The sequence below is a fragment of the Streptomyces sp. NPDC058052 genome (assembly GCF_042885515.1).
Taxonomy (GTDB): domain Bacteria; phylum Actinomycetota; class Actinomycetes; order Streptomycetales; family Streptomycetaceae; genus Streptomyces.
Window position 1 is genome coordinate 24398 of record NZ_JBHVRX010000042.1, and the last position, 22659, is coordinate 47056.

At 75.0% G+C, this 22659-nt stretch carries 27 protein-coding genes; 9 read left to right on the plus strand and 18 right to left on the minus strand.

The window, feature by feature from the left end; translation table 11 throughout:
* The 7 genes from ACFVU3_RS35670 to ACFVU3_RS35700 form a co-directional block, all read right to left on the minus strand.
* Positions 1-207: a hypothetical protein gene (locus ACFVU3_RS35670; RefSeq protein ID WP_390072935.1), complete on the minus strand. Its 207-nt coding sequence runs from the start codon at positions 205-207 to the stop codon at positions 1-3.
* 49 nt (positions 208-256) lie between these two features.
* Positions 257-961: a DUF6230 family protein gene (locus tag ACFVU3_RS35675; RefSeq protein WP_390072936.1), complete on the minus strand. Its 705-nt coding sequence runs from the start codon at positions 959-961 to the stop codon at positions 257-259.
* Positions 958-1602, minus strand: coding sequence for a hypothetical protein (locus ACFVU3_RS35680; protein WP_390072937.1), 645 nt, complete (start codon positions 1600-1602; stop codon positions 958-960). Before ACFVU3_RS35680 ends, ACFVU3_RS35675 begins: the two co-directional genes overlap by 4 nt.
* Positions 1599-2018, minus strand: coding sequence for a DUF6114 domain-containing protein (locus ACFVU3_RS35685; RefSeq protein ID WP_390072938.1), 420 nt, complete (start codon positions 2016-2018; stop codon positions 1599-1601). Before ACFVU3_RS35685 ends, ACFVU3_RS35680 begins: the two co-directional genes overlap by 4 nt.
* Positions 2012-2797: a DUF6230 family protein gene (locus ACFVU3_RS35690; RefSeq protein WP_390072939.1), complete on the minus strand. Its 786-nt coding sequence runs from the start codon at positions 2795-2797 to the stop codon at positions 2012-2014. The genes ACFVU3_RS35685 and ACFVU3_RS35690 overlap by 7 nt, the downstream gene beginning before the upstream one ends.
* The gene (locus ACFVU3_RS35695) at positions 2794-3339 is read right to left on the minus strand and encodes a DUF6114 domain-containing protein (protein ID WP_390072940.1); all 546 of its coding nucleotides are present in this window, start codon (positions 3337-3339) and stop codon (positions 2794-2796) included. Before ACFVU3_RS35695 ends, ACFVU3_RS35690 begins: the two co-directional genes overlap by 4 nt.
* 121 nt (positions 3340-3460) lie before the next feature.
* A complete protein-coding gene (locus tag ACFVU3_RS35700; RefSeq protein ID WP_390072941.1) occupies positions 3461-4141 on the minus strand; it encodes a DUF6230 family protein in 681 nt (226 codons plus the stop codon).
* Positions 4142-4349: 208 nt separating this feature from the next.
* Between ACFVU3_RS35700 and ACFVU3_RS35705 the strand changes: the two genes are divergently transcribed.
* A complete protein-coding gene (locus tag ACFVU3_RS35705) occupies positions 4350-4967 on the plus strand; it encodes a TetR/AcrR family transcriptional regulator (protein WP_390072942.1) in 618 nt (205 codons plus the stop codon).
* A gap of 4 nt (positions 4968-4971) precedes the next feature.
* Here the strand turns inward: ACFVU3_RS35705 and lepB are convergent, their stop codons facing one another.
* Both lepB and ACFVU3_RS35715 read right to left on the minus strand, forming a co-directional pair.
* A complete protein-coding gene (lepB, locus tag ACFVU3_RS35710) occupies positions 4972-5583 on the minus strand; it encodes a signal peptidase I (protein ID WP_390072943.1) in 612 nt (203 codons plus the stop codon).
* A gap of 115 nt (positions 5584-5698) precedes the next feature.
* The gene (locus ACFVU3_RS35715; protein ID WP_390072944.1) at positions 5699-6805 is read right to left on the minus strand and encodes an AraC family transcriptional regulator; all 1107 of its coding nucleotides are present in this window, start codon (positions 6803-6805) and stop codon (positions 5699-5701) included.
* Between the two features lie 231 nt (positions 6806-7036).
* Between ACFVU3_RS35715 and ACFVU3_RS35720 the strand changes: the two genes are divergently transcribed.
* Positions 7037-7453 (plus strand): Rieske (2Fe-2S) protein, encoded by a 417-nt coding sequence (locus tag ACFVU3_RS35720; protein ID WP_390072945.1) that lies wholly within the window; start codon positions 7037-7039, stop codon positions 7451-7453.
* 158 nt (positions 7454-7611) lie between these two features.
* Here the strand turns inward: ACFVU3_RS35720 and ACFVU3_RS35725 are convergent, their stop codons facing one another.
* On the minus strand, positions 7612-8319 hold the full coding sequence (locus ACFVU3_RS35725) for a cysteine hydrolase (RefSeq protein WP_390072946.1): 708 nt from the start codon (positions 8317-8319) through the stop codon (positions 7612-7614).
* Positions 8320-8408: 89 nt separating this feature from the next.
* Between ACFVU3_RS35725 and ACFVU3_RS35730 the strand changes: the two genes are divergently transcribed.
* The gene (locus ACFVU3_RS35730; protein ID WP_390072947.1) at positions 8409-8876 is read left to right on the plus strand and encodes a pyridoxamine 5'-phosphate oxidase family protein; all 468 of its coding nucleotides are present in this window, start codon (positions 8409-8411) and stop codon (positions 8874-8876) included.
* Between the two features lie 152 nt (positions 8877-9028).
* Here the strand turns inward: ACFVU3_RS35730 and ACFVU3_RS35735 are convergent, their stop codons facing one another.
* Positions 9029-9931 carry a LysR substrate-binding domain-containing protein gene (locus ACFVU3_RS35735; protein ID WP_390072948.1) on the minus strand — a complete coding sequence of 301 codons (903 nt, stop codon included), beginning with the start codon at positions 9929-9931 and terminating at the stop codon, positions 9029-9031.
* A 73-nt stretch (positions 9932-10004) separates the two neighbouring features.
* On the opposite strand from ACFVU3_RS35735, the gene ACFVU3_RS35740 reads away from it, so the two are divergent.
* On the plus strand, positions 10005-11039 hold the full coding sequence (locus tag ACFVU3_RS35740) for a DMT family transporter (RefSeq protein ID WP_390072949.1): 1035 nt from the start codon (positions 10005-10007) through the stop codon (positions 11037-11039).
* Between the two features lie 60 nt (positions 11040-11099).
* On the opposite strand, the gene ACFVU3_RS35745 is transcribed toward ACFVU3_RS35740, so the two are convergent.
* The gene (locus ACFVU3_RS35745; RefSeq protein WP_390072950.1) at positions 11100-12434 is read right to left on the minus strand and encodes an aminotransferase class I/II-fold pyridoxal phosphate-dependent enzyme; all 1335 of its coding nucleotides are present in this window, start codon (positions 12432-12434) and stop codon (positions 11100-11102) included.
* A 47-nt stretch (positions 12435-12481) separates the two neighbouring features.
* Here ACFVU3_RS35745 and ACFVU3_RS35750 point away from each other — a divergent pair, with 47 nt between their 5' ends.
* The gene (locus tag ACFVU3_RS35750) at positions 12482-13198 is read left to right on the plus strand and encodes a pyridoxamine 5'-phosphate oxidase family protein (protein WP_390072951.1); all 717 of its coding nucleotides are present in this window, start codon (positions 12482-12484) and stop codon (positions 13196-13198) included.
* An 11-nt stretch (positions 13199-13209) separates the two neighbouring features.
* A complete protein-coding gene (locus tag ACFVU3_RS35755; protein ID WP_390072952.1) occupies positions 13210-13854 on the plus strand; it encodes an FMN-binding negative transcriptional regulator in 645 nt (214 codons plus the stop codon).
* Positions 13855-13872: 18 nt separating this feature from the next.
* Here ACFVU3_RS35755 and ACFVU3_RS35760 read toward each other — a convergent pair whose 3' ends face one another.
* From ACFVU3_RS35760 to ACFVU3_RS35770, 3 genes are all read right to left on the minus strand, one after another.
* On the minus strand, positions 13873-14865 hold the full coding sequence (locus ACFVU3_RS35760) for a DMT family transporter (RefSeq protein WP_390072953.1): 993 nt from the start codon (positions 14863-14865) through the stop codon (positions 13873-13875).
* A 191-nt stretch (positions 14866-15056) separates the two neighbouring features.
* Positions 15057-16076 carry a DMT family transporter gene (locus ACFVU3_RS35765; RefSeq protein WP_390072954.1) on the minus strand — a complete coding sequence of 340 codons (1020 nt, stop codon included), beginning with the start codon at positions 16074-16076 and terminating at the stop codon, positions 15057-15059.
* A gap of 180 nt (positions 16077-16256) precedes the next feature.
* Complete coding sequence (locus ACFVU3_RS35770) at positions 16257-16964, minus strand: Clp protease N-terminal domain-containing protein (RefSeq protein WP_390072955.1); 708 nt, start codon at positions 16962-16964, stop codon at positions 16257-16259.
* A gap of 195 nt (positions 16965-17159) precedes the next feature.
* On the opposite strand from ACFVU3_RS35770, the gene ACFVU3_RS35775 reads away from it, so the two are divergent.
* Together ACFVU3_RS35775 and ACFVU3_RS35780 are read left to right on the plus strand one after the other, a co-directional pair.
* Complete coding sequence (locus tag ACFVU3_RS35775; RefSeq protein WP_390072956.1) at positions 17160-17381, plus strand: hypothetical protein; 222 nt, start codon at positions 17160-17162, stop codon at positions 17379-17381.
* A gap of 70 nt (positions 17382-17451) precedes the next feature.
* A complete protein-coding gene (locus ACFVU3_RS35780; RefSeq protein ID WP_390072957.1) occupies positions 17452-17880 on the plus strand; it encodes an SRPBCC family protein in 429 nt (142 codons plus the stop codon).
* 145 nt (positions 17881-18025) lie between these two features.
* Here ACFVU3_RS35780 and ACFVU3_RS35785 read toward each other — a convergent pair whose 3' ends face one another.
* Complete coding sequence (locus tag ACFVU3_RS35785; protein WP_390072958.1) at positions 18026-18664, minus strand: PadR family transcriptional regulator; 639 nt, start codon at positions 18662-18664, stop codon at positions 18026-18028.
* 204 nt (positions 18665-18868) lie between these two features.
* Here ACFVU3_RS35785 and ACFVU3_RS35790 point away from each other — a divergent pair, with 204 nt between their 5' ends.
* Positions 18869-19678, plus strand: a complete 810-nt coding sequence (locus ACFVU3_RS35790) for a PhzF family phenazine biosynthesis protein (protein ID WP_390072959.1) — start codon at positions 18869-18871, stop codon at positions 19676-19678.
* 76 nt (positions 19679-19754) lie between these two features.
* Here the strand turns inward: ACFVU3_RS35790 and ACFVU3_RS35795 are convergent, their stop codons facing one another.
* Together ACFVU3_RS35795 and ACFVU3_RS35800 are read right to left on the minus strand one after the other, a co-directional pair.
* On the minus strand, positions 19755-20555 hold the full coding sequence (locus ACFVU3_RS35795) for a CPBP family intramembrane glutamic endopeptidase (protein ID WP_390072960.1): 801 nt from the start codon (positions 20553-20555) through the stop codon (positions 19755-19757).
* 115 nt (positions 20556-20670) lie between these two features.
* Positions 20671-22176 carry a glutamate-cysteine ligase family protein gene (locus ACFVU3_RS35800; RefSeq protein WP_390072961.1) on the minus strand — a complete coding sequence of 502 codons (1506 nt, stop codon included), beginning with the start codon at positions 22174-22176 and terminating at the stop codon, positions 20671-20673.
* Between the last annotated feature and the right edge of the window lie 483 nt (positions 22177-22659).

Sequence of the window (22659 nt, forward strand, 5' to 3'; positions counted from 1 at the left end):
TCAGTCGAGGACCAGCCACTGCCTCCCGTCGAGCAGCTCCCGCGCGGCCTCCTGCCGGTAGCGGTCGAGGACGGCGTCCGGTTCGGTGCCGGGGGCGACCCGCCAGGCGTCCTCCTCCTCGCCGAGGAGGCCGATGACGTCCCGGTCCCCGGCGAACACGGCCGGCCGGTGCCGGGCCCGCCGGTCCGCCGGTGCGGGTGCGGTCATGCCCGGCAGGATCCCGGAGCCGTACGCCCCCGGGCAAGGCCGCCGCGTCTCACGGTGTGCCGGGCGTGCCGACGGGAGCGGCGGGTGGGGGGCAGGCGACGGAGCCGGGCTTCACGGAGAGCTTGAGCCGGGGGGTGGTGAGCAGCCCGGGGATCTGGAAGTCCTGGGCGGTGCCGGTGATCCGGTCGAACTTGGCGTAGCGGGCCTGGATGCCGAAGCGGTGCTGCGGGGCGCCCAGCGGGTTGGGCACGTAGGCGCCGGCGGGGTCCTTGACGGTGCGGACGTCGGCGCCGTTGACGTTGAGGTCGACGATGCCGTCCATGTCGAGCTCTCCGGTGGCGTTCCTGAGGTCGAGGACGGTGTTCCTGGTGCGGATCTCCCAGGAGCCGGGGTTGTCGTCGCCGAGGGTGAGCAGCAGGGTGTACGTGGCTCCGCCGATCTGCTGGCGCCGGCTGAGGCAGAGGCCGTTGAGGACGCCGTCGGCGAAGCCCATCCGCAGGACCCGCACGCTGCCGGCGGTGCCGTCGGACCGTACGACCTCCTGGTCGACGACGGCGGCGCCGTACTGCGTCCCGTAGAGGCTGCTGGTCGTGAAGTCGACGGGCTGGTCCTGGACGCGCAGGCCGACGGCGAGCGCCCCGGTGGCCATCGCCGAGCCCAGCCCGCAGGCGGCGAGGAGGGCGGGGACGGCGACGGCGAGGGTGCGCCGCCAGTGGGTGCGGCCCTCGGGCCGGCGGAGGTCCGAGCGGCTCATGGCGTGGTCACCGTGATCGTTCCGGGGAGGTGGACGGGGTTGTCGGTGGAGTTGAGCTCCGCGTGGTCGTCGACGGTCCTGATCGCGTAGATGTCGCCCGCGAAGTCCTCCGCTCCGGCGGTCAGGGGGATGAGCGAGCCGAAGAAGTCGAGCAGTCCCTGGACCCCGCAGATCTTGAACAGGACCCGGACGCAGACGTTGGTGATGTTCCCCCACATGGTGGTGGTCTCCGGCTTGCCCGCGCTGTCGTAGCCGCCCAGCGAGCCCTCGTCCGGGACGTCGATGACGAGGGTGTGCCCGTCGGCCCGCTGGGTGACGTTCATGTGCGAGCGGATCTGCAGCTTGGTGAAGGTGTACTTGTTGGTGACCCGGGTGGTGCCGTCGGAGAGCCGGATGGTGACGCCCTTGTCGACGGTCAGCGAGACGGCGACCATGCTGTCGATCGTCACGCGGAGCGGGTGGGGGCTGGGCAGGAACGGGACGCCGAGCGGTTCCACGGCGGCTGCCGGCCGGCCCGCCGCGTTGCTCGGCTGCCCGGAGGCGAGCGCGGTGGCGACGGCCAGCAGAAGCGCCGCCACGACCGCGAGCGCCTTGCGCCTCCCCCGGGCGCCCGCGCCGCCCGGCGCCGTCCCGCCCGTCACGCCTCCACCGCCTCGGGTACGGCTCCGGGGGCGGCGGGGCCGGCGGCGGCGCGGGGGCGCCTGGCGCCCCAGCCGACCGTCATCGAGCCGCCGAGGACGCCGAGGGCCATGCCGACGAGGAAGCCGCCGAGGTTGGAGACGACCAGCGAGACGACGGCGAGGACGCAGCCGATGAGGCCGAAGGTGTAGCGCTGGCGGGGCGCGGCGAGCGGGATGAGCCCGCACAGGATCATCCCGCCTCCGACCAGGTAGCCCGCGATCCCGCCGAATCCGGTGCTGACGATGAGCTGCACCGAGCTGAGGGAGAACTTGAGGACGGTCCAGCCGCCGGCCACCAGCCACACCGCGCCCCAGAAGGGGCGGGTGCGGCGGAAGGCCCGGAACCAGGCGTGCGCCGCCCGCGCCCGGCTCAGCATGTGGTGGCCGTTCCGGCGACGACCTTCAGCCGGAGGTCGGGCAGCACCAGCGCGCCCGCCATCTCGGCGTCGTACGCGGTGGCGTTGAGGCCGTGCAGCTTGATGGAGCTGCCGCCCTCGCCGCCGGCCGAGCCGAGGCCGAAGCCGCCGGGGAGGGCACCGGTGAGCGGCTTGCCGGCGACGGTGACCTGGTCGGCGGACTGGCCGAGCACCGCGTTCTGGAGGGTGGTGGGGCCGTACGCCTGGAGTTCGGTCGCCTGGATGTACAGGTTCGAGGCGTCGATGTCGGTGGTGAAGGAGGCGGGCGGGGTCGCGGTCACCCTCTGGCCGCCGGTGAGCAGGAGCGAGTACGGCACGCCCGCGATCGACTGGTGGACGATCCCGCACAGGCCGGCCAGGCCGGCGCTGGCGAAACCGACGCGCGCCATGGCGGTGTCGGTGGTGGTGCTGCCGTCCGGGCGGCCCACGGCGGGGGTGTTGACGATGGCGCCGAAGCCGCTGCCGGAGACGCCGTTGGAGGTGAGGGTGAACGGCTGTCCGGTGACGCTGAAGTTGGCCGCGAGGGCGCCCTGCGCGATCGCGGTGCCGAGCGCGCCGATGGCGAGGCAGGAGGGGACGAGGGCGAAGGCGCCGCGGCCCCAGCGGGTGCCCCGGCGGGTGCCGTCGGCGGCCTCGGCGAGCATCCGGGCGTTCCAGTCGGCGGTGGCGCGGACGCCCCGCGCCCCGAGCCGGGCGAGCGGGCCGCCGGCCTTGCGGCGGGCTGCGAGGAAGGAGTTCATGCGGTGCCGCTCCCCATGGATGCGGGGGACCCGGAGGTCCCTTCGGTGGCGCGGGCGCGGCGGAGGAGGCCGCGGCGCCGGGCGGGCTTCTCGGGCAGCCAGCCGAAGGCCATGGCGCCGCCGAGGACCGACAGGGCCATGCCGACGAAGAGGCCGCCGAGGTTGGAGAGGGGGAAGGAGGCCACGCCGGCGATGACGGCGATGGTGCCGGCGGTGTGGCGCTGGCCGGGCAGGGCGAGGACGAGCAGGGCCATCGCCATGATGACGACGCCGCCCGCCATGCCGGCGATGCCGCCGACACCGACCTGGAGGATCCTGCCCAGCGGGGCCATCGGCAGGAAGAAGATCACGAAGCCGCCGAGGGCGATCCACAGCGCGGCCCAGAACGGCCGGGTGCGGCGCCAGCGGCGGAAGGAGCGGCGGGCGCGGGCCGGGGCGGAGAGCGGCGCCGCGCCGGTGCCGGTCGCCTCGGGGGTGACGGTCGTCCCGTGGGCGACGGTCGGCTCAAGGGCATCGGGGGCGGGCGGGTCGGTGGTCGTCACGAGGGCCTCGCAGGGGCGTTCGGAAGGGGGCGGGCGGTCGGTGCCGGGGCGGCGCGCCCCGCGGTGGCGCGCCGTCCCGGTCCGGGTCGTGCGGTGGTGCTCATGCGGTGCGGAGGGGGTGTCAGCAGCCCGAGTCGCCGTGCTTGATGGCGATCGCGAGGTCCGGCAGCGTGATGGCTCCGGCGATCGTGGCACCGTTGGCGTCGGCGTTCAGGTTGCTGATGTCGGTGCGGCCACCGGTGGCGTCGAGGCCGAACTGGCCGGCGGCGCCGTCCTTGATGCCGGTGGCCTTGATGCCGTCGCCGTCGGCCGCGGCGCCGATGACGTTGGGGGTGGCGTCGCTGGCGTTGAGGGTGGCGGTGGCCGCCTTGAGCGCCTGCGCGTCGAGGATGAGCTTGTTGGCCTGGAGACCGGCGCCGTTGACCAGCTGGTCGCTGGTGAGCGGCGTCTGGGCGGCGGGCGAGGAGATGTTGAGCGACCAGGTGCCGAGGCTGCCGATCACCGGCAGGTCGACCGACTGGGTGGCGTGGACGCAGATCCCGTCGAGGCCGGCCTTGGCGATGCCGACCTGCGCGGCGCCCTTGGGCCCGCCGGCGTCGATGGTGTGCATGACCGCGCCGATGCCCTGCGGGGCCGCGACCGTCCTGGAGCTGAGGGTGAACGGCACGCTGGTCAGGGAGAGGTTCGCCGCGAGGGCGCCCTGGACCATCGCGGTGGCCATGGCCGCGACCGCCGCGCAGGCGGGGACGGCGAGGAAGGCCGATCTGCGCCAGCGGGTGACGCCTCTGGGCTCGTTCTGCATGAGGGTTCTCCAACCGTCGGTCCGCGCGGAGGCGCGGGGGTGGGTGAGAGGCAGCCGTACGTCCGGGGCCGGTGACCGGGACGACGGACACTCAGCGGCTGCCTGTTCGAGAATTGGACACTATGAGAAGTTGTGTCAATAGAGCGGACAGACTTGGCAGTTCTGACGCCGGGCGGGACGGTGCCGGGCGCTGCTCTACGCTGGCGCGATGGCACGCTTCAGGGAGACGGTCCGGACACTGCTGCGCGAACGCCTGCTGGACGCCGCCTTCGACCGCGTCGCGCAGCACGGCTTCGGCAAGCTGCGGATGGCGCACCTGGCCGGTGACGTGGGCGTCAGCCGGCAGACGCTGTACTCCGAGTTCCCGTCCAAGGAGGCGGTCGGCGAGGCCCTGTTCCGCCGCGAGCTGGAGCGCTGCCTGGTCGGCATCCAGCAGGGCCTGGACGCGCACCGGGACGACCTCCGTGCGGCGGTGGAGGCGGCCGTCGTCTTCACGCTGACGCTGGCCGGGCGGAATCCGCTGATCAGGGCGATGCTGACGAGCGCCGGCGAGGACGGCCTCCTCCCCTATCTCACGACCCGCTCGGCCGCCGCCTTCGACCTGGCGACGACCATGGCCGGCACGTACGCGGCCGAGACCTGGCCCTCGATCGACCCGGTCGCCCGCGAGCTGGCCGTCGACACCGCGGTCCGCCTGACGGCGAGCCATGTCGTCCAGGCCACCGCCTCGCCCGAGGAGTCGGCCCGCCGGATCGCGGACACGGTGGTCCGGGTCGCCCTCAGCACCGGCGCGGAGCTCCTCCCGGCCGCCACGGCCCGCGCTTGAGCCGCTACGGCGGCCGGGGCCCCGCGTACTCCTCCAGGACGGGCCGGTTGCCGAGGCCCGGCGCCGCCGAGACGGGGTAGGCGCGCAGCCCGACGCGCCCCTCGACCCGGTCGATCGCGCCCCAGCCGTACTGCCGGGAGTCGTCGGACAGGTCGGGGTTGTCGCCCAGGTAGAAGAAGGCGCCCTCCGGTACGGTCCGCAGCGCGGCGCGCGCCGATCCGGTGCCCTCCGCCGTGCAGCACGCGCCCGCGCGACGGGCCCGGTCGTCCCACTGGGGGGCGACGACCCGGCGGACGGGACCCGCGCCGCCCTCCTGGAGCAGCACCTGGAAGGGTTGCCCGCCGGTCGACAGGATCGCCACCCGGTCGCCGGGCACGCCGATCACCCGTTTCACCATGAGGGAGTCCTGCCGGCCGCCGCGCAGCAGGACGACGTCGAAGCGGCGCACCCGGCCCTCCGAGCCCGGCGAGACGAGGATCCGGTCGCCCGGGCGCAGGGTCGGGTCCATGCTGGACCCGTCGACCCGGACGCCGAGGGCGGTGACGGCCACTCCCGCGAGCAGAGCGAGCAGGGCGCTGGCTCCGGCGACGGCACCGAGGGCGCGGCCCGCTCTCATGGGCGGCCCCTTCGGCGGCTCCTTCGGCCGGGGTGCGGTACGGCCCCGGACCGGTCGAATTCGGTCATGGCGGGACGGTAGGACGGGCAGCGGGCGGCGGCTGTGACCGTACCGCTCAGCCTTGTTGACCGCGCGTCAACAAGACCTCGGGGGCGGGTACGGGAAGGGCTGCGCGGTCGCGGACCTGATAGGCGCGCGGCGTCTCGCCGGTCCAGCGGCGGAACGCCCGGTGGAAGGCGCTGGGTTCGGAGAAGCCGAGCCGCCGGGAGAGCCGTTCGATGGAGACCCGGCCCGCGGCAAGCTCCGCGATGGCGTGATCCCTCCGCACCTGGTCGCGCAGCCGCTGGTACGTGGTGCCCTCGGCGGCCAGCCGGCGGCGGAGGGTCTGCGGGCTGACCGAGAGCCGTTCGGCGAGCTCCTCGGGCGTGGGGACGGGCCCCTCGGGCAGGGCCCGGCCGATGAGGTGGCGCACCCGGCCGGTGGCGGTGCTCCCCCACTCCGAGCAGACGAGCACGCCGTCGGGGGCGCGGCGGAGGAAGTCACGCAGCGCGTCCGCGTCCCGCAGCACGGGCTCGTCGAGGTCGGCGCGGTCGAACACGGCGGCGGTGCGCCCGGCGCCGAAGACGCAGGGGGCGCCGTACAGCAGGGCGTACTCGGCCGCGTGGCGGGGCTCGGGGTGGGCGAACTCGACGCGGCGCAGCCCGATCCGGCGGCGGACGAGCCACCCGGCGAAGCGGTGGGCGACGAGGACGGTGGCCTCGACGCCGAAGTGGAGCGGGTCGTCGTACCCGGAGACGTCGAACTCCAGGCGCGCCTCGTCGGGACCTGCGGACTCCCCGGCCGGCGCGGCCGGTTCGACGAGCCGGAAGTCCGGCCCGCCGGGGAAGAGGGAGTAGAAGGTCTGGGCGCGGCGCAGGGCCTCGCGCAGGTCGCGGCTGCCGTGGACGACGACGTGCCCCATCATCGCGAAGGACCCGACCTTGGTGGGGGCGCCGCCGAAGCCGATCAGCTCGTCGTCGAGGGCCGCCCAGAGCATCCGTACGAGCCGCCCGAACTGCCGGGAGGGCACCCGGTCCGGGCCGCCGGCCGCGGGACCGGCGAGCAGCTCGGCCGGAAGTCCGGCCCGGGCGAGCAGCGGCCCGGCGGCGACTCCGCGCCGCTGGGCGCCCAGGACCACGGCCCGTACGTGGTGCGCGTGGACCGACCCCGACGCCGTCCGCATGCCCGTCGCCTCCGTTCCGGCCGCGCCGGCCCCCGCCGGATCCTCGGCGCGCTTGACACTTCACCTGATGGATGTCCAGGTTCGGACACTCTAATGCGAACTGTCAGGCCCTTGGGGGGAGTCTGCGGCGAACAGGGCGTACGTCACAGGAACTGCGTCTACGGTCGCTCCAGGAACGCGCCGGAGTGCGGCGGCGCGGACGCGTGCGGTACGGACGGGAGAGGGGCAGACATGAGCGGAGTGACACGGCGGACCGTGGTGGCGGTCGGCGGAGCGGGGCTCGCCGCGGCGGCGCTGACCGCCTGCGGCGGCTCGGAGGCGGAGGGCGGCACCGGCACGGGAGGCGGGGACGGCGTGCCGCAGGGCCCGCTCGCGAAGACCGGGGACATCCCGGTGGGCGGCGGCAAGGTCCTGGCGGACAAGGGCATCGTCATCACCCAGCCGAAGGCCGGGGAGTACAAGGCGTTCTCCTCGAAGTGCACCCACGCGGGCTGCGCGGTCGGCGAGGTGAAGGACGGCGTGATCGTCTGCCCCTGTCACCAGAGCAGGTTCGACATCTCCGACGGCAGCGTCACGTCCGGCCCGGCGACCGCTCCCCTCCCCCCGGAGCCGATCGAGGTGAAGGGCGAGGACATCTCCTTCGGCTGACCGCCCCGGCCCCGCACGCCCGGCACCCCCACCCCGCCGGCCGGAGCGGCCCGCGGCGGACGACCGCGCGGACGGAGCGGCCCGCGGCGGACGAGTCCGGACGGGCGGCGCGAGCGCGCCGCCCGTCCCCCGGCGCTCCGGCCCGTGGGGCGAGGCGCCTACTCCGTTCCCGTGGACCTGGAGGACGGCGCCCGGCGCCGCGGCGCCTTCCAGACGGTGAGCAGGTCGTCGGTGGTCGCGAGGGTGGCGACGAGGGCGAGGGTGTTGCGGATCAGCACGGGGGTGTAGTCGGCCGGCACGCCCGCGATCGCGTCCTGGGGGACGACGACCGTGTAGCCGAGGTTCACCGCGTCGAAGACGGTGTTGGGCACGGCCACATTCGCGGAGACCCCGGTGACGACGAGGGTCCGGCAGCCCAGATTGCGCAGCAGGGCGTCCAGATCGGTCCCGGCCAGCGGGGACAGACCGTGCAGGCGCCGTACGACCAGGTCCTCGTCCGCCACCTGGATCGGCTCCGCGACGCGCACCGCGGTGGAGCCGCTGTGCTGTTGCACAGGCAGTCGTGCCGCGGCATGGAAGAGGCGCGCGTTGCCGCTGGAGCCGCGCCCGTCGGGGCGCCGCTCGGCGACCGCGTGGACGACCTGGACGCCGGCGCCGTGGGCGGCGTCGACCAGCCGGGCCACGTTGGCGAGCGCGCCCGACTTCCGGGCGACGGCGGCGAGTTCCGGCAGGGCGCTCAGCGCGCCGACCACCCCCTCCTGGCACTCGACGGTGAGGAGCACCGTCGAGTCCGGGCGCAGCCGCTCGCCGAGCTCCTCCGCGCGGCCCCTCGCTCCCCCTCGGCCCGTCGCTCCGCTTCCGCTCATCGCTCCCCCTCGCTCGTACCCCTTGCACCGGCGTGGACGCGCACCCATGATTTCTGACGTCTCATCAGAAATCCAGAAGGGTGCGGACGATGACCGTCGCACAGCGCCATGGACGCCGGATCATGATGACCCCGGAGGAGCTCGACGCCTTCCTCGCCGAACAGCGCACCTGCCGGGTCGCGAGCGTGTCCGCCGACGGGCGGCCCCATGTGAGCGCGCTCTGGTTCGCGTGGGACGGCACCTCGCTCTGGCTGTACTCGCTGACCCGCAGCCGCCGCTGGGCCGAGCTGCGGGCCGATCCCCGCCTCTCCGTCCTGGTGGACGACGGCGAGGACTACGGCGAGCTGCGCGGGGCAGAGCTGTCGGGGACGGCCGTCTTCGTCGGCGAGGCGCCGCGCACCGGCGAGCCGTGCCCCGAACTCGACGCGGTGGAACGCCTCTTCGCCGCGAAGAACTTCGGCCTGGACGCCATGCCGCACGACGGCCGGCACGCCTGGCTCCGGCTGACCCCGGACGCGATCGCCTCCTGGGACTTCCGCAAGCTGGGCGGCGCGTAGGCCCTCCCGCCCGGGCCGTACGCGGACGCCGCGGCCCCCGCCGTCCGGTCCGTACGCCACGGCCGTCCCGCACGGGAGCGGCGGCACCACGGCCCTCCCGCACGCGGCCGCGGCGCCACGGCCGCCCCTCGCGCGGCCGGCGGGTACCCCGTTCACCCCGCGTGCGGCCGCCCCGCCTCCCGCAGCGCCTCGACGACGGCGCGCAGCGAGGGCCGGCGGCCGGCGTCGGTGCGCCAGGTGGCGTAGATGTGCCGGCGCATCTGCTGGCGCACCGGCACGCAGACGACGCCGTCCGGGTGCGGCCGGCCGAGCCGGGGCGTGACGCAGACGCCGAGTCCGGCGGCGACGAGCGCGAGCTGGGTGTGGTGCTCGCCCGCGAAGTGCGCGATGCGCGGCTCGATGCCCTGGGAGCGGAGGGTGAACATCAGCCAGTCGTGGCAGAACTCGCCCTCCGGCCAGGACACCCAGTCCTCGTCGGCGAAGTCCTCCAGGTCCACCGCGTCCCGCCCGGCGAGCCGGTGGCCGGCCGGCAGGGCGACGTCCGCCGAGTCGTCGAGCAGATGGGCCCGCTCCAGCTCTCCGGGGACCGGCGCCCGCCGGTTGCTCCAGTCCAGGACGATCGCGAGGTCGGCGTCGCCCCGCATCACCGCCCGCACCCCCTGCTCGGGCTCGAACTCGGCGGTGCGGACCCGCAGATCGGGGTGGCGGGCACGGAGGGAGGCGAGGGCGGCGGGGAAGAGGCCGCGCGCGGCGGTCGGGAAGCCGACGAGCCGGACCTCGCCGACGACCTCGCCGCGCTGGGCCTCGATGTCGGCCTGGGCGAGCTGGACGTGGGAGAGGATCCGGGCCGCGTGCTCGGCGAGCAGCAGGCCGGCGTCGGTGAGCCGCACCCCGCGCCCGTTCTTGGCGAGGAGCTGCTGGCCGACCTCGCGCTCCAGCTTGGACAGCTGCTGCGAGACGGCGGAGGTGGTCACGTGCAGGCCGTCGGCGGCGCCGCTGACGGAGCCGTGGCGCGCGACGGCGTCGAGGGTGCGCAGGCGCTCCAGGTTCAACATGTAAGCAATGCTAAGGGAAGGGGTCGACAGAATCTCGCTTGTTCTACGACATCGGGGCCGTCACCCTGAGTGCATGAGCCACGCAGCCGCCTCCGCCGCCCCGCCCGGACCGTCCCCCTCCCCCGCCCGCCGCCCCCTCCGCGCGCTCCTCCTCGACTGGCGGGTCCGCTTCGGCGTGCTGGCCCTGATCTGGGGTTTCAGCTTCCTGTTCATCAAGGTCGGGACGGAGGGCTTCGCGCCCTTCCAGGTCACCTTCGGCCGACTGCTGTTCGGCACGGCGGTGCTGGCGGTGGCGCTGGTGGTGAAGCGGGACCGGCTGCCGCGCGGGGCGCGGACCTGGGGGCACCTGACGGTGGCGGCCTTCCTGCTCAACGCGCTGCCGTTCTCGCTCTTCGCGTACGCGGAGCTGACGATCCCGTCGACGCTGGCGGGGATCTGCAACGCGACGACACCCCTGTGGGGCATGGTCCTCTCGCTCGTGGCGCTCTCCGAGGACCGGCCCACCCGGGTGCGCGCGGCGGGCCTCGGCATCGGTTTCATCGGCGTGCTGACGGTCCTCGGCGCCTGGCAGGGCTTCTCCGGCCTGGACGTGACGGGCACGGCGCTGGCGCTGCTCGCCTCGTTCAGCTACGCGGTCGGCTGGATCTACGTCCGCCGCACCCTGAGCGGCACCGGCGCCTCGCACCTCTCCCTGGCGACCGGCCAGGTCGGTGTGGCCACCCTGCAGCTGGCGCTGGTCACCCCGTTCTTCACCACGCTCCCGGAGTCCGTCGAGCTCCTCCCGCTCCTCGCGGTGATCGCGCTCGGCGCCCTCGGCACCGGCTACGCGATGCTGCTCCAGTACGGCGTGGTCGCGGAGGTCGGCCCGACGACGGCCTCGATGGTCACGTACTTCATCCCGGTCATCGCGACGGCGGCGGGCGTGGCCTTCCTGGGCGAGCACCTCGCCTGGAACACCCCCGTGGGCGCCGCCGTGGTCCTCCTCGGCGCGGCCCTCACCCAGACCCGCACCTCGCCCAGGACCCCGGCCCCGTCCCGCGCCACCCCGGCTCCCGCCCCCGCTCCGGCTCCCGCCGAGGCGCCCCGGAAGACCCCGGCCCGCACCTGACCCCCGCCCGGCCGCCCCGGGATCCGAGAAGACCCCGCCCGGCCCCGCGGCGCGGTCCCGTCAGCCGTAGCTGCGGGCCGGGGCCGGGCCGGCGGCCGTCGCGACGGCGTCGGCCAGGGGTTCGATGTCGTCCGGGGAGAGCGGGGAGACCGTGAGGCGGACGGCGGGTCCGGCGGCGATGCGGAAGCGGGCGCCGGGGGCGACCGCCCAGCCTGCGGCGAGCAGCCGTGCGACGGCCCCCGTCTCGTCGGCGACCGGCACCCAGACGTTCATGCCGCTGCGCCCGTGCGCCTCGACGCCCCGCCGGACGAGCGCCCGGACGAGGCCGTCGCGCCGTTCCCCGTACGCGTCGGCGACCGTCTCCGGATCGACCGCGTCCGTGCTCCACAGGTGGACGACGGCCTGCTGGAGGAGGCGGCTGACCCAGCCGGGGCCGAGGCGCTGCCGGCCGAGGACCCGGTCGACGGTCTCGGGGTCGCCGGTGAAGGCGGCGATGCGCAGGTCCGGCCCGTACGCCTTGGCGACCGAGCGGACGAGCGCCCAGCGGTCGGTGACCCCGGCGAGCGGCCGCAGCCGCCGGGAGACGATGCCGTGGCCGTGGTCGTCCTCGACGAGCAGCACGCCGGGGTGGGCGGCGAGCACCCGGCGCAGTGCGGCGGCGCGGGCGGCGCCGAGGCAGGCCCCGGTGGGGTTCTGGGCGCGGTCGGTGACGATCACCGCGCGGACCCCGTCGTGCGTGATCGCCCGCTCGACCCCGTCCGCGAGCGGCCCGTCGTCGTCGACGGCGACCGGTACGGAGCGCAGCCCGAGGGCGGGGACGAGGTCGAGGAGACTGCCCCAGCCGGGATCCTCGACGGCGACGGCGTCCCCGGGCCTGAGGTGGACGGCGAGGACCCGCTCGATCGCGTCGAGGGAGCCCGACGCCACCCCGACCGGCCCGGCGGGGACGCCGTCGGCGTCGAAGGCGGCGCGGGCGAGCCGGGCGAAGTCCGGGTCGACGGGCGCCTCCCCGTAGAGCCCGGGCCGCGCGGCGTAGCGCCGGGCCGCCTCGGCGAGGGCGTCGTCGAGCGGCGGCAGCAGGGCGGGGTCGGGGTTGCCGCGGCTGAGGTCACGGACGCCGGGCGGCGCCTCGACGCGCAGCGAGCCGCGCGCGGTGGTGGCGGGCCGCGGCCGCACGCGGCTGCCGCGCCGGCCGTCGGTCTCGATGACCCCGCGCTCGCGCAGGGTCCGGTACGCGGCGGCGACGGTGTTCGGATTCACGCCGAGCACGGCGGCCAACTCCCGCATGGGCGGCAGGGCCTGGCCGGGTTCCAGGTCCCCGGCCCCCACGCCCCGCTCCACGCTGGCGGCGATCTCCGATGCGCGACGGCCTTCGATCCGATACTCTCCTAGCACAAACCAGATTATGCACTAGTGCAATAGGGAAGGCAAGGGGAGCCGCCATGAGCACCACGCCCACCGCCACCGAACGCCCCGCGGAATACGCCCCCACCGACCGGACGGTGCCCACCCGCGCCCGGCAGCGCGCCTCGTACGACCGGGCCCTCGTCCACGCGATCCTCGACGAGGGGTACGTCTGCCACCTGGGCTTCATACGGGACGGCGCGCCGGTCGTGCTCCCCACCCTCTACGGCCGGGTCGGCGAGCGGCTGTACGTCCACGGCTCCACCGGCTCCCGCCCGCTCCGCATGGCCGGCGCGAGGCCCGCCGGGGCCACCGGCTCCGGCGACGCCGACGCCCCCGGCCTGCCGGTCTGCGTCACCGTCACCCACGTCGACGGCCTGGTCCTGGCCCGCTCCGCCTTCCACCACTCGCTCAACTACCGCTCGGTCGTCGTCCACGGCATCGCCCGCCAGGTCACCGACCCCGAGGAGCTGCGCACCGCCCTCGACGCGCTCGTCGACCAGGTCGTCCCCGGCCGCGCCGCCGACGCGCGGCCCGCGAACGCGAAGGAGCTGGCCGCCACCGCCGTCGTCCGGCTCGACCTGGACGAGGTCTCGGCCAAGGTGCGCGCCGCGGGACCGAACGACGACCCCGAGGACCTGGCGCTGCCGCACTGGGCCGGCGTCGTCCCGGTCGCCCCGCGCACCGGCTCCCCGGTGCCGTCGGCGGACCTGGACCCGGCGATCGCCCTGCCCGGCTACCTGACCGCGCTCTGAGGAGGACCGGCATGCTCGTCCACCCCTGGGACTCCGCCACCGACGACGAGTGGCGGGACTGGCTCGCCCTGCACGACTTCGGCCAGCTCGCCGTCAACGGCCTGCCCGGCGACCCGCCCTGGGTGCAGCCGGCGCACTTCCGGTACGAGGCGGAGCCGGGCCCGTACGGCCGCGTCCTCCTCCACCTCGCCCGCCCCAACCCGCTGTGGCGCGCCCTGGAGGCCGACCCGCGGGTGCTGCTCAGCGTGGTGGACGACTACGTGTACGCACCCGGGCCCTGGACGGCTCCCGAGGGCGCGCCGCCCGAGCACGGCACCCCGACGTCGTACTACGCGGCGGTGCAACTGCGCTGCACCGCGCGCGTGGTGGACGATCCGGAGGAGAAGGCGGACCTGCTGAACCGCCAGGTCGCCCACTTCCAGCCGGACGGCGGGACCGCCCCCGTCACCGCCGGGGAGGCGCCGTTCGGCCGGATGCTCCCCGGCATCCGCGGGCTGGTCCTGGAGGTGACGGAGGTGCGGGCGAAGTTCAAGTACGCGGGCAACAAGCCGGCCGCGGTGCAGGCCCGGATCGCGGACCGGCTCGCTGAGCGGGCCGGCCCGGGCGACCTCGCCGCCCGCACCCACCAGCTGCGCCGGCTCGCGTCCGGGTCCTGACCGGCCTCCCCCGCGCGGCTACACCGCCGCCGGCTCCGCGCTCCTGCGCCGCTCCGCCGCGCTCCTGGCCTCCGCGAGGGCGAGCCCGGTGACGGCGGCGAGCAGCAGGACGGTGCCGAGCACGGTGGTCGCCGTCAGTTCCTCGCCGAGGAGCGTGACGGCGAGGAGCGCGGCGCTGACCGGCTCCAGGAGCATGATCACGGAGACGGTGGCGGCCCGGACGACCGCGGCGCCGGCGAAGTACAGCGCGTAGGCGAGGGCGGTCGGGATCGCCGCCACGTACAGCAGCAGGAGCAGCAGCCGGACGACGTCCTCGGTGTGCGGCAGCAGCCCCTCGACGACGGCCAGGGGCAGGACGACGACGGCCGAGACGCCGAAGGTCCACGCGGTGCCGGCGAGCGAGCCGGCCGGGCCGGAGCCGGTGCGACCCAGCCACCGGGTGAGCAGCGTGAGGGAGGCGAAGCCGGCGGCGGAGAGCACCGCGTAGCCGACACCCGCGAGCCGGACCTCGGTCCCCCCGCCGCCCAGCACGAGGACGGCGAGCCCGGCGAGCGCGCCGACGACGGCCGAGAGGCCGCCGAGGCCGAGGCGCTCGCCCATGGTGACGCGGGCGCCCGCCGCGATGAGGACGGGCCCCGCGCCGAGGGTGACGACGGTGCCGACCGCGAGCCCGGTGGACTCGACGGCGGCGAAGTAGGCGGTCTGGAAGACCGCGAGCCCGAGGCCGGTGCCGACGATCCGGATCAGCCGGGTCCTGCGGGTCTCTGCGACGGGCGCGGCGGCGGCCGTCCGGGCCCGCCCGGGGCGCAGCAGCCGCAGCGCGGGGACGGCGAGCAGCAGCAGGAGCCCGCCGGCGCAGCGCCAGAAGGAGAGGGCCAGGGGCCCCATGTCGCTGTTGCGGAAGACGAGGGAGCCGGCGGCTCCGGCGGTGCCCCAGGCGATGCCGGCGATCACGAGGTGGACGAGGCTCCGCCCGACGGGCAGGGCAGGGAGGGACTGCGGGTTCGACACGTGTTTCTCCGTGAGGACGGTCCGTGCGGACGGACCGGGGTGAAGGGTGGTCGCCGATTCCGCGCGCGGGCGGCGACGGACCGCTCGGGGGCGTGGTCGCCCGCCCGGGCCGGCCGGTCGTCCTCGGGAGAGGGTGCCGCGCGCGCTAGGCGGCGGGCGGCGGAAGCACGGTCGCATGCATGAGCGGCACCCTACGGGGTGGTCCGTCCGCCCGACAACTCCTCCTCGCGGCCCGCCCCCGGGGCGCCCGCGCCGCCGTCGCCGCCCTCGCCGTCGGAGCCGGCGACGGGTCCTCCGGACGGCGCCTTCGGCGCGGTGGACTGGGCGATGAAGGCACCGACGAGGACGAGCGCGCCGCCGATGAGCTGCGGGGCCTCCAGGTGTTCGCCGAGCAGCACCCAGGCGAGCACGGTCGCGACGACGGCCTCCAGGCAGGCCACGACACCGGCGACCTGCGACGAGAGGCGCCGCACCGAGACGACGCCGGTGACGTACGCGAGGACGGTGGCGATCAGGACGATCCAGCCGAGCAGCAGCCAGGCCGGCACGGAGGTGCCGTCGAGGTCGGCCCGCCCGGCCAGGACGCCGGTGTCCATGCCCCACGGGCGGGCGACGACGGTGAGGACGAGCGCGCCGATGAGCAGCCCGTACGCGATGACGCCGAGCGGATCGGCGGGCTCGGCCTCGTCGGCGCCCTGGTCGGAGAGGACGAAGTAGCCGACCTGGCAGCAGGCGGCGGCGAGCGCGAGGAGCAGTCCGAGGAGGTCGAAGCTCAGGCCCGACCAGATCTGGACGACGCAGGCGAGGCCGCCGACGGCGAGCACCACGCCCAGGGCGGCGGCGCGGGTGACCGGCCGCCGCTGGACGAAGCGGACCCAGCCGAGGACCAGGGCCGGGGCGAGGTACTCGACGAGAAGGGCGACGCCGACCGGGATGCGGGAGATGGACGCGAAGTAGAAGGCTTGGACGCCGGCGACGGCGAGGAGGCCGAAGCCGACGAGCAGGCCGGGCTTGCGGCGCAGCAGGTCCCGGTGGCGCCAGGCCACGGGCAGCATGACGAGCGCGGCGCCGGCGACCCGGAGCCAGACGACATGGAGCGGATCGAGTCCCGCCTCGATCAGCGGCTTGGCCGCCACTCCCGAACCACCGAATGCGAAGGCCGAGGCCAGGGCGAGTCCCAGGCCGGCGCTTCTCCCCTGAGACGCGTGCATCGGGCCATCATGACAGGACCCGGTCAGGCGTGTAACCCCCGTCGCACCTGTTGAGACGGCGTCGCCCGGATTCCCCTCCCCAGGGCGGAACCCGGCACTCCGCGTCCGGCCGACGACGGCACGCCCCCGACGCGACCGGCACTCCGCGTCCCCCGGCGGCGCCGGGCCCCGGGGCGGACGTCAGAGCTCCGCGCCCGCCGACGGCGACGGGTCCCCCGGGAGCGCCACGCCCGCCCGCCACACCGGGTCCCCCTGGAGCGACGCGTCCCCCCGCCACACCGGGTCCCCCGCCGGCATCCCCTCCCCCAGGGCCGCCCCCTCGCCGTCGAGGAGCCCGGCGCCGTGGGGCGCGAGGACGGAGGCGAGCGCGACGGCCCGGGCGCCGAGCACGGACGGGTCGATCCCGGCGTGCCGCAGCACCTCGCCGGCGCGGCTGCCCGGGTCGGCGGCGAGCCCCGCCAGCACGTCGAGGCCGCGCGGCTGCTCCTCGCCGCGGGCGGCGGCCCGGCACAGCGCCTCTTCCAGGGCGGCCGCGGCGGCCGGGGACCAGCGGGAGGTGCGGCGCCGCGTCCCCTCCCCGGCCCGGACGGCGGGCAGCGGGCGCGGGGCTCCTCCGCCCTCGGCGGACCGCTGCCAGCGGAGCCCGTATCCGATCGAACGCTGGACGAGGTAGCCGAGGACCCGCGCGACCCGCTGTTCGCCGTCGAAGGCGGCGCGGGTCTCGGGGTCGGACTCGACGAGGGCGTGCAGGAGGTGGGCGGTGTCCACCTGGCGGTCGCCGTCCCGCAGGGCCCGGCGGCGCGCGGCCCCGAGCACGGTGGCGAGGAGCGGCGCGTGCCCGGCGGCGGCCGGGGGCGGGGTGGGGCGGGACGGGACGGGAGGGTGCACCCTCCCACCTCACCAGGCGCGCCCGCCCGGGTCATCACACGGGAGAACCATGTCCGCGTCCCACCCGAGTCGTGCACCCGTGCGCGACGCCTCCTCCTCCGGGAGGAGATCCGGACGATTTCCCGTACGGGGCGCGCGCCGCCTTGCCTCGCGCCCGGAAGGCAACCATGTGCCGCCGCCGGACGTCCTTCTTGTGTGTTCTGGATGGTGGGTCTGGCCGCGCGTGACGGCCGGCAGTTCGTGTACCGGGTGTACGCACCCCGGGACGCGCTGCCGGGCGATCTGTTCTGGGCGGCCTTCCACCGGCACGAGGAGGACGGCGGCCCGCGCGTCTCGGACTCCTTCGACGCCGCCGAGATCTGGTGGATCGGCGGTACGGGGCCGGCCACGGCAGAACTGACGGTTCATCAGTATTGAATGTTCACGCCCCTACGGCTACGTTCCGCGACACCAGAACCCAGCGGGCACGCGTGAAGGGGTGGTCGTCATGGCCGAAGTCAGCGCGGAGGCACGGATCGAGGCACCGGCCGGGAAGGTGTGGGAACGCCTCACCGACTTCGGCTCGTACGGGGAGTGGAACGCCACCCACACGAGTTTTCCGCACGGGGGCCCCGAGACCCTGGCGGCCGGGTCCACGTTCACCGAGAACATGAAGCTCATGGGGTTCCCGGCCGAGGTGCTGTGGACCGTCGAGGAGCTGGAGGACGGCCGGATCCTCGCCATCCGCGGCAAGGGCCCGATGGGCGTGATCGTCGGAACGCGCTACTCCCTCGCCGACGAGGGCGGGGCGACGACGGTCCGCATCGACGGCGAGTTCACCGGGGCGGCCGTCTCGCTGATGGCCGGCAAGCTGAAGGACTCGGCGACGGCGGCGCTCAACGAGTCGCTGCGCAAGCTCTCCGGCCTGGTCGCCTGAGCCTCCGGACGGCCTGGTCGCCTGAGCCCCCGGACGGCCTCGTCGCCCGAGCACCCGGACGGCCCCGCCGTCCGGGCACCCGCGACACGACGGAGGGCCCCCGGCGGCACGCGCCGCGGGGGGCCCTCCGTCCGCCGCCTCCGGCTCAGTGCTCGTCGGCGAGGATCAGGTACAGCTTCTTCCGGGCCTCGTTGATCACCTCGACGGCCTTCTGCCGCTGCTCGGTGCTGCCGGTCTTCCAGACCTGGCCGAACGCCTCCATCAGACCGAAACCGGCCTGCCGGATCTCGTTGACGGCCTCCCAGTCGACACCGCGGCCGGCCTCCTCCCAGGGGGCGTCCGGCGCGGCCTCGGCCTCCTCGCGCCCGGAGTCGGTGAGCGAGAAGAGCTTCTTGCCGCCCTCGCTCGCGCTGACGATCAGCCCCTCGTCCTCCAGCATCTGGAGGGTCGGGTAGACCGAGCCGGGGCTGGGCTTCCACGCCCCGCCGGTGCGCTCGCCGATCTCCTGGATCATCTCGTAGCCGTGCATCGGGCGGTCCTTGAGCAGCGCCAGGATCGAGGCGCGCACGTCACCGCGCCGCGCCCGCCCCCGGCCGCCGCCGCCCCGGCCGCGCCCGAAGGGGCCGCCGCCGAAACCGGGCCCGCCGCCGAAACCGGGGCCGAAGGGCCCGAAGGCGGCACGCCGTCGCTCGAAGTCGCCCCGCGGTCCGGGCCCGCAGTCACCGCGCCCGGCACCGTGGCCGTGACCGGATTCGTGTCCGTGGTCGTGTCCGTGTGAACGCATCGCAACGCTCCTTCCGTGAGATTCCATCGTCGAACTGTCGCGATGCTTCAACGATATATCGGAACTGTTCGGCGAGCAAGCGACTGACTGCCGCCGGCCGCCGTCGCGCGGCGACCGCGCCGCCCCGGCCGGCGCGGAGCCCGGGGCCAGACGTCCCGGATTGGCCTTGGCCCGCCCCTTCCGGCCCCCGGTACGGTCCGGAGCATGCGCATCCGAATCGTCGACGCCTTCACCGACCGGCCCTTCTCCGGCAACCCCGCCGGCGTCCTGCTCCTCGACTCCTTCCCGGACGACACCTGGCTCCGGAAGGTGGCCGCCGAGGTCAACCTCTCCGAGACCGCCTTCGCGCACCGGCTGCCCGCCGGCGGCGAGGCCGACTGGGCGCTGCGCTGGTTCACCCCGACCACCGAGGTCGACATGTGCGGCCACGCCACGCTCGCCACCGCCCACGTCCTGCACACCACCGGCGAGGCGACCGGCCCGGTCCGCTTCGCCACCCGCTCGGGCGTCCTCGGCGCCGTCACCGAGCCGGACGGCGGCATCACCCTGGACTTCCCGACCTCCTCGCTCACCCCGGTCCCGGCCCCGGACGGCCTGGCCGAGGCGCTCGGCGCCGAGATCCTCGCCGTCCACGACACCGCCGCCCACGTCGGCGACCTCGTGGTCGAGCTGCGCGACGAGGCCACCGTCCGCGCCCTCGCCCCCGACCACGCCGCCCTCAGGGCCCACTCCTCGCGCGGTGTGATCGCGACCGCTCTCGCCGCCGCCCCCGGCGACGGCTACGACTTCGTCTCGCGCGGCTTCTTCCCCGCCGTCGGCATCGACGAGGACCCCGTCACCGGCAGCGCCCACACCGCGCTCGCGCCGTACTGGTCGGCCCGCCTCGGCCGCGACGAGCTCACCGGCTTCCAGGGCGGCGCCCGCACCGGCCTGGTGCGCACCCGCCTGCGCGGCGACCGCACCCTCCTGACCGGCCACGCGGTGACGGTCATCGACGGCGACCTGCACGCCTGACCCCGGCGGAGCGCGCCCACGGACGACGAAGGGGCGTACGGCACCGGTGCCGTACGCCCCTTCCCCCTTCCCCGGCTCACACGGTGGGCAGCCAGTCCACCTTCCCCGCGAGCAGCCCGTAGCCCACGAAGGCCACGATGTCGAGCAGCGCGTGGGCGACCACCAGCGGCCCCACCCGTCCCCAGCGCCGGTAGAGCAGCACGAAGACGACGCCCATCACCATGTTGCCGATGAAGCCGCCGATGCCCTGGTACAGGTGGTACGAGCCCCGCAGCACCGAGCTCGCCACCAGCGCGGCCATCGGCGACCAGCCCAACTGCCCGAGCCGGCGCAGCAGGTAGCCGACGACGATGACCTCCTCCAGGACGGAGTTCTGGATCGCCGAGAGGATCAGGACGGGGTACTTCCACCACACGTCCGGCAGCGACTCGGGCACGACCGTGAGGTTGAAGCCCGACGCCTGTGCCACCAGGTAGAAGGCGAGACCGGCGCTGCCGATGCCGGCGGCCAGCAGCGTCCCGCGCCCGAGGTCCGGCCACGGCCGGGTCCGGTCGAAGCCGATGGCCCTGAGCCCGGCCCCCTCCCGCAGCAGCAGGTGCGCCACGAGCACCACCGGCACGAGGGCCGTGGCGATGCCGAAGAGCTGCCAGGTGAGGTCGAGCCAGGGCCGGCCGGGGGCGTACGACCCGTTGAGGTTGGCGGCCTGCTCCTTGAGCGAGCCGGGCCGGGTCAGCGAACCGATGAAGCTGATGAGCGACGAGACCGCGCTCGCCCCGAGCGAGAGCGCCAGCACGATGAGCGTCTCGGAGCGCAGCACCCGCCGCGAGAGACCGCCCGGGGGCGGGGCCGCGTCCACGACCCGTTGTTCCGACACCACGCCCGTCTCCCGTTCCCGTCGCGACCGCCGCGGGGACCGGGCCTCGGTCCCCCGTACGACGATCATGCGCGACGGCACGCCCGGAGCGCCATCCAGGCCCCCGCCGGGAGCCGCCTCAGGCGCCCTCGGCCCCCACGGCCCAGGTGTGCACCGGCTCCCCCTCCAGCATCAGCGCGCGGTACCGCCGGGTGGTCGCCGCCAGGGCCGCCTCCCGGTCGAGGCCGGACTCCAGGGCCCGGTGGAAGGTGTCGGCCTGCCAGGACGCGCCGTTGGTCTTCCGCCGGCACCGCTGCTCGATGACGCCCAGGTAGAAGTCGCGGTCCGCCGGATCGATGTGCCAGGCGTCGAGCCCCGCCGCGGCCAGCGGCAGCAGCTCGTCGAGGACGAGGCGTACGGCGGGCTGGGTCGCGATCCCGCCCGCGCGGCCCGGCCGGGGCCAGCGCAGCTCCGCGTCGATGCCGTGGCGGCAGGCGGTGTCGAAGTTGGCCTCGGCGTCCTCGAACGCCATCCGCTTCCAGATCGGCCGGGGATCGTCGGCGAGCGAGCGGACGAGCCCGTAGTAGAAGGCCGCGTTGGCGAGGACGTCGGTGACGGTGGGGCCGGCGGGCAGGACGCGGTTCTCCACCCGGAGGTGCGGGACGCCGTCCACCCAGCCGTAGACCGGCCGGTTCCAGCGGTAGACGGTGCCGTTGTGCAGGACGAGCTCCTTGAGCTGCGGCACCCCGCCCTCGTCGAGGACGCGCAGCGGGTCCTCCTCGTCGCAGAGCGGCAGCAGCGAGGGGAAGTAGCGCACGTTCTCCTCGAAGAGGTCGTACACCGAGTCCACCCACCGCTCGCCGAACCAGGTGCGCGGCCTGACCCCCTGGGACTGGAGCTCGGGCGGACGGGTGTCGGTCGCCTGCGTGAAGAGCGGCGGGCGGGACTCGCGCCACACCTCGCGGCCGAAGACGAAGGGCGAATTGGCCCCCAGCGCTATCTGCACCCCGGCGACGGCCTGGGCGGCGTTCCAGACGGAGGCGAAGCGGGCCGGGGTGACCTGGAGGTGCAGCTGGACCGAGGTGCAGGCGGCCTCCGCGATGATCGACTCCGAGGTGTGCCGGAGCCGTTCGACGCCCTGGATGTCGAGGGTGATCTGCTCCCCGCGGGCGATGAGGATCTGGTCGTTGAGCAGGGCGTAGCGGTCCGCCGACGAAAGGTTCTCGAAGACGAGCTCGCGCTGGGAGAGCGTCGGCAGTATGCCGATCATGACGACCCCTGCGTCGACTTCGGCCGCCTTGCGGTCGGCATATCCCAGTCCGGTCCTCAGCTCTTCCGCGAGCCGGTCGAATACGTGGCCGCCGAGCCGGCGCGGGGCGATGTTGACTTCCAGGTTGAACATTCCGAGTTCGGTCTGGAAATCGGCGCTCGCGATCTTTTCGAGGACGGCGTCGTTCAGCATCCGCGGGAGTCCGTCGGATCCTGTGAGATTGAGTTCGATCTCGACGCCCATGAGGTTCCGCGGGCGGTCGAACCGCTGCTCCGCGAGGAGCCGGGCGAGCCCCGCCAGACACTGCTGGAGCTTGCGCCGGTAGCGCTGCCGGTCGGCCGGGCCGAAGCCGTCCGTCGCGACCTTCTCCCCCATCGAGGCGTCCCTCCCGCGTGGCGGCCACCGGGCGGGCCGCGCGTACGGACGATGATGCCCACGCCACTGATCGACAACGCCTGCGTTTCCGGCCGCTCCACGGATAGTCTGGTACGAACCTGCCGCCGCGCGCACGGCCTCCCACCTCCGGACCGGCCGACGACATATACCAATGTCATATTGCCCCGCCGGCGCGGGCGGCACGACTTTCGGAATTCGGACGTCCGGCTTGCCGGGGAATGCGAGGACGGAGATCCTGTCTTCGCTCCGATTCCGTCCCGCGATCCACCGAATACGACCTGATGACGCCTTGCCAGGAATATCGGCGGCGCCTAGCGGAAACACTCTGTGAACACGTGTCGTATAAACTCCGCGGACGAAGCGGAGCGCCGGCGACGGCCATGACCCATGGCCCCCCGCTCCGCCCCCGCCGCCGACAGCGCCGTCGTACCTGTCCCCGTAGCCGCGCATTCCCGTATCCCC

Excerpts from the sequence above, each read along its gene's own strand:
- ACFVU3_RS35785 (WP_390072958.1), bottom strand. The coding sequence starts at position 18,664 with ATGCGTTCACACGGACACGACCACGGACACGAATCCGGTCACGGCCAC.
- ACFVU3_RS35690 (WP_390072939.1), bottom strand. The coding sequence starts at position 2,797 with ATGAACTCCTTCCTCGCAGCCCGCCGCAAGGCCGGCGGCCCGCTCGCC.
- ACFVU3_RS35685 (WP_390072938.1), bottom strand. The coding sequence starts at position 2,018 with ATGCTGAGCCGGGCGCGGGCGGCGCACGCCTGGTTCCGGGCCTTCCGC.
- ACFVU3_RS35790 (WP_390072959.1), top strand. The coding sequence starts at position 18,869 with ATGCGCATCCGAATCGTCGACGCCTTCACCGACCGGCCCTTCTCCGGC.
- ACFVU3_RS35700 (WP_390072941.1), bottom strand. The coding sequence starts at position 4,141 with ATGCAGAACGAGCCCAGAGGCGTCACCCGCTGGCGCAGATCGGCCTTC.
- ACFVU3_RS35730 (WP_390072947.1), top strand. The coding sequence starts at position 8,409 with ATGACCGTCGCACAGCGCCATGGACGCCGGATCATGATGACCCCGGAG.
- ACFVU3_RS35765 (WP_390072954.1), bottom strand. The coding sequence starts at position 16,076 with ATGCACGCGTCTCAGGGGAGAAGCGCCGGCCTGGGACTCGCCCTGGCC.
- ACFVU3_RS35750 (WP_390072951.1), top strand. The coding sequence starts at position 12,482 with ATGAGCACCACGCCCACCGCCACCGAACGCCCCGCGGAATACGCCCCC.
- ACFVU3_RS35725 (WP_390072946.1), bottom strand. The coding sequence starts at position 8,319 with ATGAGCGGAAGCGGAGCGACGGGCCGAGGGGGAGCGAGGGGCCGCGCG.
- ACFVU3_RS35780 (WP_390072957.1), top strand. The coding sequence starts at position 17,452 with ATGGCCGAAGTCAGCGCGGAGGCACGGATCGAGGCACCGGCCGGGAAG.
- ACFVU3_RS35740 (WP_390072949.1), top strand. The coding sequence starts at position 10,005 with ATGAGCCACGCAGCCGCCTCCGCCGCCCCGCCCGGACCGTCCCCCTCC.
- ACFVU3_RS35755 (WP_390072952.1), top strand. The coding sequence starts at position 13,210 with ATGCTCGTCCACCCCTGGGACTCCGCCACCGACGACGAGTGGCGGGAC.
- ACFVU3_RS35735 (WP_390072948.1), bottom strand. The coding sequence starts at position 9,931 with ATGTTGAACCTGGAGCGCCTGCGCACCCTCGACGCCGTCGCGCGCCAC.
- ACFVU3_RS35715 (WP_390072944.1), bottom strand. The coding sequence starts at position 6,805 with ATGCGGACGGCGTCGGGGTCGGTCCACGCGCACCACGTACGGGCCGTG.
- ACFVU3_RS35705 (WP_390072942.1), top strand. The coding sequence starts at position 4,350 with ATGGCACGCTTCAGGGAGACGGTCCGGACACTGCTGCGCGAACGCCTG.
- ACFVU3_RS35800 (WP_390072961.1), bottom strand. The coding sequence starts at position 22,176 with ATGGGGGAGAAGGTCGCGACGGACGGCTTCGGCCCGGCCGACCGGCAG.
- ACFVU3_RS35670 (WP_390072935.1), bottom strand. The coding sequence starts at position 207 with ATGACCGCACCCGCACCGGCGGACCGGCGGGCCCGGCACCGGCCGGCC.
- ACFVU3_RS35720 (WP_390072945.1), top strand. The coding sequence starts at position 7,037 with ATGAGCGGAGTGACACGGCGGACCGTGGTGGCGGTCGGCGGAGCGGGG.
- ACFVU3_RS35675 (WP_390072936.1), bottom strand. The coding sequence starts at position 961 with ATGAGCCGCTCGGACCTCCGCCGGCCCGAGGGCCGCACCCACTGGCGG.
- lepB (WP_390072943.1), bottom strand. The coding sequence starts at position 5,583 with ATGAGAGCGGGCCGCGCCCTCGGTGCCGTCGCCGGAGCCAGCGCCCTG.